This is a genomic window from Stenotrophomonas sp. LARHCG68 (genome assembly GCF_052871705.1).
Genome location: NZ_JBIXJV010000008.1, coordinates 12,963 through 26,369, shown reverse-complemented (window position 1 = coordinate 26,369; position 13,407 = coordinate 12,963). Strand labels below are relative to the sequence as shown.

The following is a 13,407-nucleotide window of genomic DNA, read 5'->3' as shown; positions in this document are numbered from 1 at the left end:
CGGCCGCCGTGCGGACCGCCCTGCACTCCTTACCCGAAGTGATACGCGTGGTTCCCCATCCGCCGGCATCCGTGCTTTCGCCGATTTCCCGATGATAAGGGAATTGCCGTGACGACAACGACCAGGTCCACGGTTTTCATCGGGAATGTGCGTGCCGTCGCCGGCATCTGCGGCCATTCAGCCAATTGCAATGACTCAGTCCTGCGCCGGCTGCGCGTCCGCGCGCCGCACTTCCTCGACGAACTGGCGCATCCGGTAGCCGTCCTTCAGGCCGGGCGCCGATTCGATGCCGCTGGATACGTCCACGCCCCACGGCTGGGTCGCGAGCACCGCGTCATGGACATTGTCAGGGGTGATCCCGCCGGCCAACAGGTAGGGACGATGCACGCCGGGCGGGATCCGCGACCAGTCGAAGGCCACCCCGCTGCCGCCGCTGCCACCCTTGACGTGACTGTCGAACAGGAAGCCGGCCGCATGCGGGTACAGCTGCTGCAACCCGCGCGCGGTGACCTCGGCATCGCCGCCCATGGCGATCGCCTTCAGGTAGGGCATGTTGAAGCTGCGGCAGAACGTGTCGTCTTCCTCGCCATGGAACTGCAGCAGGGTGGGCCGCACCGCGCGCAGCACCTCACGCACTTCCTCGCGGTTGTTGTTCTGGAACAAGGCGACCACGTCCACCATCGGCGCGATGGCCTGGCGCATCGCCCGCGCCTCTGAAGGTGCCACGCGGCGCGCGCTGGACCGGGCAAAGATGAAGCCGATCGCGTCCACGCCCAATTCGCTGGCCAGGCGGATGTCGCCGGCCCGGGTCATGCCGCAGAACTTGATGCGGGTACGGAACAAGGTACGGCTCACAGCGTCACCTCTGCCGGCAGATGCCAGTGTTCAGGATACAACGGCCCGACGAACACCAAGCCCTGCGCAGGCGCGGTCGGCCCGGCCTGGTTGCGGTCACGCCGCGCCAGCACCTCGCCGATCCAGCCCTCCGGCTTCTCGCCGGCCCCCACCATCAGCAGCGAGCCGACGATGTTGCGCACCATGTGGTGCAGGAACGCATTGGCCTGCACTTCCACCTCGACCACCTCGCCCAGGCGCCGCACCGAGATGGCCTGCAGTTCGCGCCGCGCATGCAGGGCCTCGCACTGGGCGCTGCGGAACGCGCTGAAGTCGTTCTCGCCCAGCAGCGCCTGGCCGGCGCGGTGCATGGCATCGGCATCCAGCGCGCGGCGCTCCCAGCTCAGGGTCTGGCGGTACAGCGCCGGCCGCACCTGGCGGTTGAGGATGCGGTAGCGGTAGCGACGCGCCCTGGCCGAGAAGCGGGCATGGAACGCATCCACCACCGGCACGCACCAGCGCACGCAGACCGAGGGCGGCAGCCGCGTGGTCGTGCCCAGCACCCAGCCGCGCGGGGCACGGCTGACTTCGGTATCGAAGTGCACCACCTGGCATTCACCGTGCACGCCGGCATCGGTACGGCCAGCACAGACCACGCTGATCGGCGCATCGGCCACCGAGGACAACGCGTCCTGCAAGGTGGCCTGCACGCTGGCGCAGCCACTCTCGCCGAGCTGCTGCCAGCCCTTGAACTCGCTGCCGTCGTATTCCACGCCCAGCGCGTATCGCATGTTTGAACCTCTTGATTGCAGTCGCCGCGGCCGGGCGCGATGGATCAGTCGCTGTCGCGCTCGGACCAGATGGCCAGTTCGTTGCCGCCCGGCTCGATGAACTGGAAACGGCGCCCGCCCGGGAAGGTAAACACCGGCTTGACCACCTTGCCGCCGTGCGCTTCCACCGTGGCCTGCAGCGGCGCCAAGCGCTCGGCATACAGCACCACCAGGGCCGACCCCGCCTCACTGGTCGACGGCGCGCCGCGGAAGAAGCCGCCCTGCAAGCCGCCGTCATCGAAGGCGGTGTAGTCCGGGCCGTAATCCTCGAACGTCCAGCCGAACACCTGTTCGAAGAAACGGCGGCTGGCGGCCGGGTCGCGCGAGGCGAACTCGACGTAGTCGATGCGTTGCTCACGTTTCATGGCGGTGTCCTCAGCCCAGTCGGTTCAGCAGTTCAAGCGCTTCGGCGCGCGCCTTGGGGTCGGTGCCGACCGCCACTTCGTTGAGCAGGGTGCGCGCGGTCTCGGCATCACCCAGGTCCAGGTAGGCGATCGCCAGTTCCAGCCGCTCGCGGCCAGCCGGCGCGGGATTGAGCGGCGCCACCGCGGCCATGTCGCCGGCCAGCCAGCCAGCCTCGTCACGGGCGCTGGGTTCGGGGGCCGCCGGCGTCTCGAGCGCCGGCCGGTCGAACTGGCGCGACGCCTCGAACAGCAGCACCGGCTTGGGCTCGTTGCGCGGCTCCGGCACGACCTCCGCGGGCGCGACCACCGGCGCGGTCGGCTTCAACCAGGCCGGCATCGGTTCGTCATACGGCGAGGGCTCGGCGACCTGGGGGGCTTGGACAACAGCCGGGGCCTCGGCAACGTCGTCCCGCCCCGCTTCCTCGAAGGACACCTCGGCCACATCCTCATCATCCAACGGGTCCGCCTCGGCTGGCTCGCCGGCCGCGGTTGCGGCGCCCGCCACCGGCAGCGTGGCCGCCAATGCATCGACGTCGAACCCGCCGCGCGGGGCCGCCGGCAGCGGCGAGGGCTTGCGGCGACGGGCCAGCCACCAACCAAGGCCGGCGACCACCACCAGCGCCAGGCCCAACCACAGCCACATCGGCGAGCTGCCGCCCTCACGCTTGGAGGCCTCGGCCAGGCGCTGCTGGGCAGCGGCCAGGTCCGAGTCCTTCATCGCGATCAGCGACTGCTGCTGTGCCTTGAGCTTTTCCAGCTCACCGACGCGCTCACGCAGTTCCTGCAATTCCGCATCGCGGGTGGCAAGGTCTTCCTTGGCCTGACGCAACTGTTCATTTGCCAACATGTCACCCTCACCACCGGCATCGAGCCCGGTCGTCATTCCTGCTGTCTGTTGCCCACCGGCCACGGCCGGCGCGATTTCCAAGCGTGCGCCATTGCTGGCCGCGGCGGCGGACGGATTGGCGGACGGCGATGCCGCCGGTGCCGTCGCATCGGCGATGGCCGGCTGCGGGATCGCCGCACGCGCCTGCCGCCATTGCGCGGTCTGTTCCTGGACGATGGCCCGCGCCTGGGCGGCATCGACCCGCGCCAGTTCCTCCTGCGCCGGGGTGCGCAGCACCGCGCCCTGCTTGAGCAGGTTGATGTTGCCGCGGATGAAGGCCTCCGGGTTGGCACGCAGCAGCGCCACCATGGTCTGGTTCATCGACACGCCGTTCTGCCGCGACAGCTCGCCGGCGATCTGCGACAGGGTCTGGCCACGGCGCACCGGTGCCAGCCCGCCCTGCACCGGCATCGCCGGAGCGGGCGCCGCTGGACGCGCCGCGACCGGTGCGGGTGCAAGCACGGGAGCGGGTGTCGGGGCCGGCGACGCGACAGGCGCCGGCACGGGGGCTGGGGCTTCCGGCAGCGGTTCGGGCTCACGCGCAATCAGGTTGGACGGCGCGGCGGCCGGGGCCTCGATCACCGGCTCGGCGAGCGCGGTGGCTGTTTCCGGCGCGGCGACCAGGGCCGAATACTCACGGACCAGGCGGCCCTGCCCCCAATCCACTTCGATCAGGAAGCCCACCGACGGCGCGTCCACCGGTGTGGCGCTGGTCACACGAATGACCGAACGGCCTTCACGGTCCTGCGCGAAGGTGAACTGCAGCTCGTTGACCAGCCCCTGTGGCGGCGGCAAGCCCACGCGCTCGAACGTGGCCGGCGACGCCAGCCCGACATGCGCGTTCTCGATCTCGCCCGGATCACTGGAAATGATCGGGATCTCGGCCACCAACGGCTGGCCCGGCTTGGAAAGCACGCGGATGTTGCCCAGTCCCAAGGCCATCGCGGCACTGCTGAACAGCGCCAGGATGAGAACCAGCACGCCTTGTAATGAGCGCATCACGCCCCTGCCCCAAAGTTTCATGGCGGCAAATATAACGGCTGCCCCGCCTTTCGAATACCGCAGCCGTGCACGGGAGTGGAAACGCCGGCCCTTGGGCCGGCGCTTTGGGAGGGGCTCAGCCGCCGTTGGCGACCAGCTCGGCCACCTGCACCGCGTTGAGCGCGGCGCCCTTGCGGATGTTGTCGGCCACCACCCACATGTTCAGGCCACGCGGGTGCGAGAGATCTTCGCGGATACGCCCGACGTAGACCGGGTCGGTGCCGGAGGCATGGGTGACCGGGGTCGGGTAGCCGCCGGCCTTGCGCTCGTCGACGACCTTCACGCCCGGGGCGCTGGCCAGCAGCGCGCGGGCCTGCTCGGTGCTGATCTTCTTCTTGGTCTCGATGTTGACCGCCTCGGAGTGGCCATAGAACACCGGCACACGGACGGCGGTCGGGTTCACCTGGATGCTGTCGTCGCCGAGGATCTTGCGGGTCTCCCAGACCAGCTTCATTTCCTCCTTGGTGAAGCCGTTGTCCAGGAACTCGTCGATGTGCGGGATCAGGTTGAAGGCGATCTGCACCGGGAACTTGGTCGGCTCGATCTCCTGGAAGCCCAGCAGCTGCGCGGTCTGCTTGCCCAGTTCCTCCATGCCGGTCTGGCCGGCACCGGAGACGGACTGGTAGGTGGCCACGTTGATGCGCTCGATGCCGTATTCGCGATGGATCGGCGCCAGCACCGGCATCAGCTGCATGGTCGAGCAGTTCGGGTTGGCGATGATGCCGCGCGGGCGGTTCTTCGCCGCTTCCGGGTTCACCTCGGAGACCACCAGCGGCACGTCGTCGTCGTAGCGGAACGAGGACGAGTTGTCGATGACGACCGCGCCGGCGGCGGCGAACTTCGGCGCATATTCCTTTGAAATGCCGCCACCTGCCGAGAACAGCGCGATCTCCACGCCGGTCGGGTCAAACGTGGCCAGGTCCTGGATGGTGATCTTCTGGCCTTCGAAATCGACCTGCTGGCCGGCCGAACGCTCGGAGGCGAGCAGGCTCAGCGTGCTGATCGGGAAATTGCGCTCGGCCAGGATCGACAACATGGTCTGGCCGACGGCGCCGGTGGCGCCAACAACGGCTACGTGGAAACGACGGGCTTCATTGCTCATGAGGTGCACTCGAAAAAAGGATGGGGGGACACACGTCGAGCCAGGTTCGGGGAACCTCCGGCAGACAGCCTCGGAGGCTCCCTATCGTTTTTTGGTGTCGATGATGCGGGCGTTGCCGCCAGCCAGCAGCTCACCATTGATGGCATTGGCCGGCTGCCCGGCCGCCGGGCCAAGACCCAGCCCGGCCAGCAGGTTGTCCACGGCCACCTGCACCATCGCCCGGCGCGTGGCCAGCGAGGCGCTGCCGATATGCGGGGTCAGCACGATGTTGCGCAGCGCCAGCAGCTCCGGACGCACGTTGGGTTCGTTCTCGTAGACGTCCAGGCCGGCCGAGGCGAGCCGGCCGCTGGCCAGCGCGTCGGCCAGCGCCAGCTCATCGACGATGCCACCACGGGCGATGTTCACCAGCGTGGCACTGGGCTTCATCTTCGCCAGGGCAGCGGCGTTGATCAGGTGGTGGTTCTGCGCGGTGTACGGCAGCACCAGCACCAGGTGATCGGCCTGCGCCAGCAGCTCGTCGAAACCGACGTAGTTCGCCCCGACCGCCTGCTCCACGTCCTGCGGCAGCCGCGAACGGTTGTGGTACAGCACCTTCATGCCGAAACCGTGATGGCCGCGGCGGGCGATGGCCTGGCCGATGCGGCCCATGCCCAGGATGCCCAGCGTGCTGCCATGCAGGTCGGCGCCGAGCATGGTGGTGAACGACCATTGCCCCCAATTGCCCTCGCGCAGCCAGCGGTCCGACTCGACGATGCGCCGGGCCGCCGCCATCAGCAGCGAGAAACCCAGGTCGGCGGTGGTTTCGGTGAGCACGTCCGGCGTGTTGGTGGCGATGACGCCGGCCGCGCTCAACGCCGCGATGTCCAGGTTGTTGTAGCCGACACCGACGTTGGCGACGATCTTCAGGTCCGGCGCGTTGGCGATCTCGGCCGCACCGACGCGCTCGTTGAGCGTGATCAGCGCGCCGTCCATACCGGCCAGGCGGGCACGGATCGACGCACTGTCATGCGCGGTGACCTCCGGCGTGGCGACCACCTCGCAGTACGCGGCCAACTGCGCGACGGTGTCGTCGAACAGCGGCTGCGATACCCAGACGCGGGGCCGTGGTTCAGCCATCGATACTGCCCGGGATGCGCGGGCTCATCTGGCCGACATCACCGCATTGCGCGCGGTGGCGCAATGCCTGGTCAACCAGCACCAGCGCCAGCATCGCCTCGGCGATGGGGGTGGCGCGGATGCCGACGCAGGGGTCGTGGCGGCCGGTGGTGATCACATCAACCGCATTGCCGGCGGTGTCCACCGTGGCGCCGGGCAGACGCAGGCTGGAGGTGGGCTTGAGCACCATCGAGGCGACGACCTGCTGCCCGGTGGAAATGCCACCGAGGATGCCGCCGGCATGGTTGGACTGGAAGCCCTCCGGGCTCATCAGGTCACGGTGTTCGGTACCCTTCTGCGCGGCACTGGCAAAGCCGTCGCCGATCTCCACGCCCTTGACCGCGTTGATGCTCATCAACGCGGCGGCGATGTCACCGTCGAGCTTGCCGTAGATCGGCTCGCCCCAGCCCGGCGGCACGCCGTCGGCGACCACGTTCACGCGCGCACCGACCGAATCACCGGACTTGCGCAGCGCATCCATGTACGCCTCCAGCGCCGGCACCTGGGCGGCGTCGGGCCAGAAGAAGGGGTTTTCCTCGACCACGCTCCAGTCGAAGCCGGCCGGGGTGATCTCGCCCAGCTGCGACAGGTAGCCACGCACGGTCACCCCGTGGCGCTGCTGCAGCCATTTCTTGGCGATCACGCCGGCGGCCACGCGCATGGTGGTCTCGCGCGCGGAGGAACGGCCGCCACCGCGCGGGTCGCGGATGCCGTACTTCTGCCAGTAGCTGTAATCGGCATGGCCCGGGCGGAACTGCTGGGCGATGTTGCTGTAGTCCTTGCTGCGCTGGTCGGTGTTGCGGATCAGCAGTGCGATCGGCGTGCCGGTGGTGCGGCCTTCGTAGACGCCGGACAGGATCTCGACCTCGTCGGCCTCGCGGCGCGCGGAGGTATGGCGGCTCTTGCCGGTGGCGCGGCGCTGCAGGTCGTGGGTGAACTCCTCCGGCGCGATCTCCAGCCCCGGGGGACAACCGTCGATCACGCAGCCAATGGCCGGCCCATGCGATTCGCCGAAGGTGGTGACACGAAAGAGTTGTCCGAAGGTATTCACGTTGCCGATTCTGTCCTGCGCTTGTGCCGTCAATCCCGCACCGGGGAAAACACGGCGAAGGCCCGGGCCCTCGCCGCCTGCGCCCTTACGGGCGCTGTGCCGCCAATTCGGCGATCCGCGCATGGTGGGCGCGCAGCTCGGCCGCCTCCACCGCGAAGATGCCCATCTGGCCGACCTTGAACTCGATCCAGGAGAAATACACTTCCGGCAGCAGCTTGATCAGGTGCTGCTCGGAGTCGCCCACCTCGCAGATCAGCAGGCCTTCCTCGGTGAGGTGGTCCGGCGCATCGCGCAGGATCTTCAGCACCAGGTCCAGGCCATCGTCGCCGGCGCGCAGGGCCAGGTCCGGTTCGTGCGAATACTCCTGCGGCAGCGCATCGGTCTCGTCGTTGGTGACGTACGGCGGGTTGGTGACGATCAGCTCGTACACCCGGCCCTGCAGGCCGTTGAACAGGTCGCTCTTGACCAGTTCGACGTTGTGCGCAAGCAGGCGCTCCTTGTTCTCGAACGCCAGCGACAGCGCGGCGTCGTTGACGTCGCTGCCGTCGACCTGCCAGTTCGGGTAGTAGTGGCCCATGGCGATGGCGATGCAGCCCGAGCCGGTGCACAGGTCCAGCGCGCGGGTGACATCACGGCCGGCCAGCCACGGCTCGAAGCCGTTGAGGATCAGCTCGGCGATCGGCGAGCGCGGCACCAGCGCACGCGCATCGCTCTTGAAGCTCAGGCCCGCGAACCAGGCTTCGCCGGTCAGGTAGGCCGCCGGCTGGCGCTCGTTGATGCGGCGCTCGAACAGCGCCAGCACGCGCTCGCGCTCGTCCGGCAGCAGCCGCGCCGCACCGTAGGCCGGGCCGAGGTCCGGCGGCAGGTGCAGACTGTGCAGCACCAGCTGGGTCGCCTCGTCCAGGGCGTTGTCATAGCTGTGGCCGAAGGTCAGGCCTGCGGCATTGAAACGGCTGGCGCCGTAGCGGATCAGATCGATGATCGTGTGGAGTTCGGCAGCCGCCTGGGCAGTCATGGCAATACGGAAATACTTGAAAGGTCTGCGATTATAGGCGCGTGCCCGGTATATTGAGTGCCCAGTTGCAGCCGAAACTTCGGCAATGGCCGCCAGCACCCGCCCGGCGGGGCCCTCCCGGCCCATGGGAACAGGCCTGCAATCCCCTACACTCCCGTGTCCCGCCCGTGGCCCACTCCCGCAGTGGCCACCTCCGAACGGAAGCAACGGCCCATGTTCAACCGCAATATCGGCATCATCCTCGCCATCGCCCTGGCGGCCGGCCTCGGCCTGGTACTGGCACAGAAGGTGTTCGGCCCGTCCAGCAAGGGCACCAACGGCACCCGCTCGATCATCTTCTACGGCACCCCGCGCACCCTGCCGGAATTCGACCTGGCCCAGTCCGACGGCACCCGGCTGATCCCCGGCGAACTGCATGGGCATTGGAGCCTGGTGTTCCTGGGCTTCACCGCCTGCCCGGACGTCTGTCCCACCACCCTGGCCGAGCTGGCCCAGGCCCAGAAGCAGTGGCAGGCCATTCCCGACAGTCTGCGCCCGCGCGTGGTGCTGGTGTCGGTGGACCCGGAACGCGACACCCCGTCCAAGCTGGGCGAATACGCCCATGCCTTCCACAAGGACACCCTGGCCGCGACCGCGGACATCCCGTCGCTGGAGCGTTTCGCCACCGCGCTGGGCATGGTGTTCCAGAAGGTGCCGGGCAAGCATTTCGAGCAGAACCCCAGCGACTACAGCATGGACCACTCCTCCAGCATCGCGGTGCTGGACCCGAAGGGCCGCCTGGCCGGCCTGATCCGCCCCCCGTTCAACCCGCAGGCCATTGCCAGCGACCTGACTAAGCTCACCGAGAACACCGCCCCATGAGTCTGGTAACAACGCTCACCTACGTCCTGCCCCATCGCCTGCTGTCCTCGATGGCGCGCTCGCTGGCCTATTCGCAGAACCCGCGGATCTCGCGCTGGCTGATCGACACGGTGACCGAAAAATTCAGCGTCAACCTGGCCGAGGCGGCCAACCCGGACCCACGCAGCTACCCCAGCTTCAATGCGTTCTTCACCCGCGCCCTGAAGCCGGGCGCACGTGCGGCCGCCACCGACCCGCGCACCCTGACCATGCCGGCCGATGGCCGCATCAGCCAGCTGGGCCCGATCCAGGACGGCCGCATCTTCCAGGCCAAAGGGCAGTCGTTCACCGCGGCCGAGCTGCTCGGCGATGCCGCCGACGCCGTCCCGTTCAACAACGGCCTGTTCGCCACCGTGTACCTGTCCCCGCGTGATTACCACCGCGTGCACATGCCCTGGACCGGCACCCTGCGCGAAACCGTGCACGTGCCGGGCCGTCTGTTCAGCGTCGGCACCGACGCGGTGGCCAACGTGCCGCGCCTGTTCGCCCGCAATGAGCGCCTGGTCTGCCATTTCGACACCGATTTCGGCCCGATGGTGCAGGTGATGGTCGGTGCGCTGCTGGTCAGCGGCGTGGAGACGGTATGGAGCGGCGAGGAGATCCCCGCCTACGGCGACCGCATCACCCGCAAGGACTGGCGCGGCAAGGGCATCACCCTGGAACGCTTCGCCGAGATGGCGCGTTTCAACTATGGCTCCACGGTGATCGTACTGCTGCCGCCGGGCGTGGCCGACTTCGAGCCGTCGTTGAGGGCCGAAAGCCCGGTGCAGCTGGGCCAGGCGCTGGCGACGTTGAAGTAGGCCAGACGAAGCCTCCCCCTCCCCGACCCCAAAAAAGGGCGCCCTGCGGCGCCCTTGTTCATTGCAGGAACCGCCTCAGCGGTCGCAGCCTTCCAGCTTCAGCCGCTGCCCCGGCTTGATCGCATAGGCCGGCGCGCGCAGGCCATTGGCGCGTGCCAGGGCCGGCACCTCGCACTGGAAGCGGCTGGCGATGCGGCCCAGCGTGTCCCCCCGCGCCACCGTGTAGCTGCGTGCCTGGCGGCGTGCCGGAGTGGCCGGACGCGGCGCCGGGGCGGGCGTGGCGACTGGCGGCGGCACCTGCCCGCCCTGCATGGCCTGCACATCGCCCACCGCCACGCTGCCGGTGAAACTGGTCGCGGTCGGGCGCTTGATCGCCGCATTGACGTCGGCGGTGATCAGGGTGCGCGCCAGATCCGCGCGCGGGCCGCTCACGCAGTAGCGGTTGTACAGGCCGGCAATGCGGGTGGTCGCGTTGATCGTGGTGCCAGCCGGGATCCAGCCATCAGCCTCGTAGCGCGGGTTGAGGTTGCGCAGCGCACGCATGTAGCCATCGCGCGTGCCGGTGCTGCCCAGGCAGATGGTCAGCTCATAGATGGTGGTCGAACGGGCCAGCCGGATCGTCGCCGGCTGGCCGTTGATCTTCGGGAACTCCACGCCGTACTGCTGCGGGTGCAGGAAGATCCAGGCCGCAGCGATCACCATTGGCACGTAGTCCTTGGTTTCGCCCGGAAACTGGTTGTACGCCGAGTCCGTCCAGAAGCTCTGCCCGCCCATGTCGCGGTAGATGCGGGCCGCCCGGCCCTCGCCGCCGTTGTAGGCGGCCAGCGCGTATTCGATGTTCCGGTTGAGTCCGCGCATGCGCTCGTTCATGTAGGCCGCGCTGGCCTCGGCGGCGCTGCGCGGGTCAAAGCGCGTGTCAAAGCCGGTGCCATCCGGGCCCAACCCGAAGCGGCGGCCGGTGGCCGGCATGAACTGCATCAGGCCGGCGGCGCCCACCCGCGAGGACGCATGCACGCGGCCATTGGACTCCTTGGCCATGATGCCGAACAGCAACGCCTCCGGCAGACCGCCCTTCTCCCACTCCGGCCACATCACGCCGCGCAGGTTCATGTAGTTCTCGTAGCTGGTCAGCAGCGCCGGGCGCATGTCGGTCAACCAGCGGCGGATACCGGCCTGGATCGCCGGGTTGTACTCGACCATGTCGTCGAAGGCATGGCGGTGGTCGTTGAGCAGGGCCGCGGCACGGGCCGCTTCCGGGACATCGGCCCGCAGCGGCGCGACATGGTCCGGATCCGCCTCGACCGGCATGCCGGCGTCGTCCTCCTCGTCGGCCGCCGCACCGTCCACCTTCTGCTTGAGCAGGCGCTTGTAGGTGGTCAGCAGGCCGCTGACCGTACAGCCCTTCTGCGCGATGCAGGCGGTGATCACGTCCTCCATGTCCTCCAGCGCCGCATCCGACTCGGCGGTGCCCTTGGGATCGGCGTTGTTCACCAGCACCAGCGCGTCGCTGTAGCGCTTCTCCGCCGCCGCCATGCGGGCCTCGATGGCCTCCACCCTGGCCTTGTCGCGGGCCGACAGCGCATGCGCCGCCGGCACCACCGTCAACAACGAAGCCGCGACCAGCAGCGACCAGGGACGAAGAGAGAACAGGGATACGGACATCAGCAACACTGCGCGCGAAAGGTCAGGCAGGGTAGCCGCCGGACTTGCCCGGGGGCAACAATGACACCGTCCCGATACAGTCGGCCGTTAGAATCCCCCTTCATTCATCTATGAGTGCTTCCATGGACCCGATCCTGCTCGGCAAAGGCGTCACCGACGACATCGCCGTCACCCTGCTCCCGCGTTTTGGCAACCGCCATGGCCTGATCGCAGGGGCGACCGGCACCGGCAAGACGGTGACCCTGATGACCCTGGCCGAGGGCTTCTCGCGTCTGGGCGTGCCGGTGTTCATGGCCGATGTGAAGGGCGACGTGGCCGGCCTGGCCGTCCCCGGGGAGGGCAGCGAGAAGCTGGCCCAACGCGCCGCCGAGATCGGCGTGGACGGCTACGCCCCGGCGGCCAGCCCGGCGGTGTTCTGGGACCTGTACGGCCAGCAGGGCCACCCGGTCCGTACCACCGTCAGCGAGATGGGCCCCACCCTGCTGGCGCGCATCCTGGAGCTCAACGACACCCAGTCCGGGGTGCTGGACATAGTGTTCAAGCTGGCCGACGACCGCGGCCTGCTGCTGCTCGACCTGGACGACCTGCGCGCCCTGCTCAACCTGGTGGCCGAGGAGCGCAAGGACATCTCCACCGAGTACGGGCTGGTCAGCGCGCAGTCGGTGGCCGCCATCCAGCGCTCGCTGCTGCGGCTGTCGCAGGACGGCGGTGAAGCCTTCTTCGGCGAGCCGGCGCTGGAACTGGCCGACATCATGCGCGTGAACCATGACGGCCGCGGGGTGGTCGGCATCCTCGCCGCCGCCCAGCTCATCCTCAAGCCGCGCCTGTACTCGACCTTCCTGCTGTGGCTGCTGTCCGAGCTGTTCGAGCAGCTGCCGGAAGTGGGCGACCTGGACAAGCCCAAACTGGTGTTCATCTTCGACGAGGCGCACCTGCTGTTCGACGACGCGCCGCCGGCGCTGTTGCAGCGCATCGAGCAGGTGGTGCGACTGATCCGCTCCAAGGGCGTGGGCGTGTACTTCTGCTCGCAGTTCCCGGATGACGTGCCGGCCAACATCCTCGGCCAGCTCGGCAACCGCGTGCAGCACGCCCTGCGCGCCTTCACCCCGCGCGACCAGAAGGCGGTCAAGACCGCGGCCGAGACCTTCGTCCCCAACCCCAAGCTCGACGTGGTCGCCACGCTGTCGCAGTTGGGCACCGGCGAAGCCCTGGTCTCCACGCTGCAGGACAAGGGCGTGCCCTCGCCGGTGCAGAAGACCCTGATCGCCCCGCCCCGCTGCCGGATGGGCGCGATCACCGAGCCTGAGCGCGCCCAGGTGCGCGCCGGCAGCCCGGTCGGCACCCGCTACGACACGGCGGTCAACCGCGAGTCGGCGGCCGAGTTGCTGGCCAAGCGTGCCGAGAAGGCGACCGAGCAGGCGCAGGCACCGAAGGCCCGCACGCGCCAGCAGGACGAGGAGCAGGAAGGCGGTTTCGGCCAGAGCATCAAGGACGCCATCTTCGGCACCAAGCGCCGCCAGGGCATGATCGAGACGATGGCCAAGCAGACCACCCGCACCGTCGGCACCAAGCTCGGCAACCAGATCGTGCGCGGCATCCTCGGCAGCATCTTCGGCGGCAAGCGTTGAGTAGCGCCGGGGGGCGGGCGGGGGGCGCCCCCCCCCCCCCCCCCCCCCCATTGGGGCGGCCCCCCGGGGGGGGTTGGGAGGTGAGGGGGAGCCGCACAC

The 13,407-nt window shown here is 68.8% G+C and carries 12 protein-coding genes; 3 read left to right on the top strand and 9 right to left on the bottom strand.

The window, feature by feature from the left end:
• Positions 1–195: 195 nt before the first annotated feature.
• The 8 genes from ACIPR8_RS18630 to prmB form a co-directional block, all read right to left on the bottom strand.
• Positions 196–855, bottom strand: coding sequence for a phosphoribosylanthranilate isomerase (locus ACIPR8_RS18630; protein ID WP_132864364.1), 660 nt, complete (start codon positions 853–855; stop codon positions 196–198).
• The gene (gene truA / locus ACIPR8_RS18625; protein ID WP_132864365.1) at positions 852–1,625 is read right to left on the bottom strand and encodes a tRNA pseudouridine(38-40) synthase TruA; all 774 of its coding nucleotides are present in this window, start codon (positions 1,623–1,625) and stop codon (positions 852–854) included. Before truA ends, ACIPR8_RS18630 begins: the two co-directional genes overlap by 4 nt.
• Positions 1,626–1,669: 44 nt before the next feature.
• Positions 1,670–2,029 (bottom strand): VOC family protein, encoded by a 360-nt coding sequence (locus ACIPR8_RS18620; RefSeq protein WP_446541978.1) that lies wholly within the window; start codon positions 2,027–2,029, stop codon positions 1,670–1,672.
• Positions 2,030–2,039: 10 nt separating this feature from the next.
• Complete coding sequence (locus ACIPR8_RS18615; protein WP_446541977.1) at positions 2,040–3,953, bottom strand: type IV pilus assembly protein FimV; 1,914 nt, start codon at positions 3,951–3,953, stop codon at positions 2,040–2,042.
• Between the two features lie 118 nt (positions 3,954–4,071).
• Positions 4,072–5,097, bottom strand: a complete 1,026-nt coding sequence (locus tag ACIPR8_RS18610; protein ID WP_192286206.1) for an aspartate-semialdehyde dehydrogenase — start codon at positions 5,095–5,097, stop codon at positions 4,072–4,074.
• A gap of 81 nt (positions 5,098–5,178) precedes the next feature.
• Positions 5,179–6,213 carry a 2-hydroxyacid dehydrogenase gene (locus tag ACIPR8_RS18605; protein WP_446541976.1) on the bottom strand — a complete coding sequence of 345 codons (1,035 nt, stop codon included), beginning with the start codon at positions 6,211–6,213 and terminating at the stop codon, positions 5,179–5,181.
• Positions 6,206–7,312 carry a chorismate synthase gene (gene aroC, locus ACIPR8_RS18600; protein ID WP_446542066.1) on the bottom strand — a complete coding sequence of 369 codons (1,107 nt, stop codon included), beginning with the start codon at positions 7,310–7,312 and terminating at the stop codon, positions 6,206–6,208. The genes ACIPR8_RS18605 and aroC overlap by 8 nt, the downstream gene beginning before the upstream one ends.
• Positions 7,313–7,388: 76 nt before the next feature.
• Positions 7,389–8,318, bottom strand: coding sequence for a 50S ribosomal protein L3 N(5)-glutamine methyltransferase (gene prmB / locus ACIPR8_RS18595; protein WP_132864370.1), 930 nt, complete (start codon positions 8,316–8,318; stop codon positions 7,389–7,391).
• A gap of 213 nt (positions 8,319–8,531) precedes the next feature.
• Here prmB and ACIPR8_RS18590 point away from each other — a divergent pair, with 213 nt between their 5' ends.
• Both ACIPR8_RS18590 and asd read left to right on the top strand, forming a co-directional pair.
• Positions 8,532–9,179 carry an SCO family protein gene (locus ACIPR8_RS18590; protein WP_446541975.1) on the top strand — a complete coding sequence of 216 codons (648 nt, stop codon included), beginning with the start codon at positions 8,532–8,534 and terminating at the stop codon, positions 9,177–9,179.
• Positions 9,176–10,018, top strand: coding sequence for an archaetidylserine decarboxylase (asd, locus tag ACIPR8_RS18585; RefSeq protein ID WP_446541974.1), 843 nt, complete (start codon positions 9,176–9,178; stop codon positions 10,016–10,018). Before ACIPR8_RS18590 ends, asd begins: the two co-directional genes overlap by 4 nt.
• 75 nt (positions 10,019–10,093) lie before the next feature.
• On the opposite strand, the gene ACIPR8_RS18580 is transcribed toward asd, so the two are convergent.
• Entirely contained in the window at positions 10,094–11,680 is a 1,587-nt protein-coding gene (locus tag ACIPR8_RS18580) for a transglycosylase SLT domain-containing protein (RefSeq protein ID WP_313254758.1), read from the bottom strand.
• A gap of 122 nt (positions 11,681–11,802) precedes the next feature.
• On the opposite strand from ACIPR8_RS18580, the gene ACIPR8_RS18575 reads away from it, so the two are divergent.
• Positions 11,803–13,308 (top strand): helicase HerA-like domain-containing protein, encoded by a 1,506-nt coding sequence (locus tag ACIPR8_RS18575; RefSeq protein ID WP_446541973.1) that lies wholly within the window; start codon positions 11,803–11,805, stop codon positions 13,306–13,308.
• The last annotated feature ends 99 nt before the right edge of the window (positions 13,309–13,407 follow it).

Bases quoted from the DNA above. Each gene is read 5' to 3' on its own strand.
- truA (WP_132864365.1), bottom strand. From the start codon at position 1,625: ATGCGATACGCGCTGGGCGTGGAATACGACGGCAGCGAGTTCAAGGGC.
- ACIPR8_RS18620 (WP_446541978.1), bottom strand. From the start codon at position 2,029: ATGAAACGTGAGCAACGCATCGACTACGTCGAGTTCGCCTCGCGCGAC.
- ACIPR8_RS18615 (WP_446541977.1), bottom strand. From the start codon at position 3,953: ATGCGCTCATTACAAGGCGTGCTGGTTCTCATCCTGGCGCTGTTCAGC.
- ACIPR8_RS18610 (WP_192286206.1), bottom strand. From the start codon at position 5,097: ATGAGCAATGAAGCCCGTCGTTTCCACGTAGCCGTTGTTGGCGCCACC.
- ACIPR8_RS18605 (WP_446541976.1), bottom strand. From the start codon at position 6,213: ATGGCTGAACCACGGCCCCGCGTCTGGGTATCGCAGCCGCTGTTCGAC.
- prmB (WP_132864370.1), bottom strand. From the start codon at position 8,318: ATGACTGCCCAGGCGGCTGCCGAACTCCACACGATCATCGATCTGATC.
- ACIPR8_RS18590 (WP_446541975.1), top strand. From the start codon at position 8,532: ATGTTCAACCGCAATATCGGCATCATCCTCGCCATCGCCCTGGCGGCC.
- asd (WP_446541974.1), top strand. From the start codon at position 9,176: ATGAGTCTGGTAACAACGCTCACCTACGTCCTGCCCCATCGCCTGCTG.
- ACIPR8_RS18580 (WP_313254758.1), bottom strand. From the start codon at position 11,680: ATGTCCGTATCCCTGTTCTCTCTTCGTCCCTGGTCGCTGCTGGTCGCG.
- ACIPR8_RS18575 (WP_446541973.1), top strand. From the start codon at position 11,803: ATGGACCCGATCCTGCTCGGCAAAGGCGTCACCGACGACATCGCCGTC.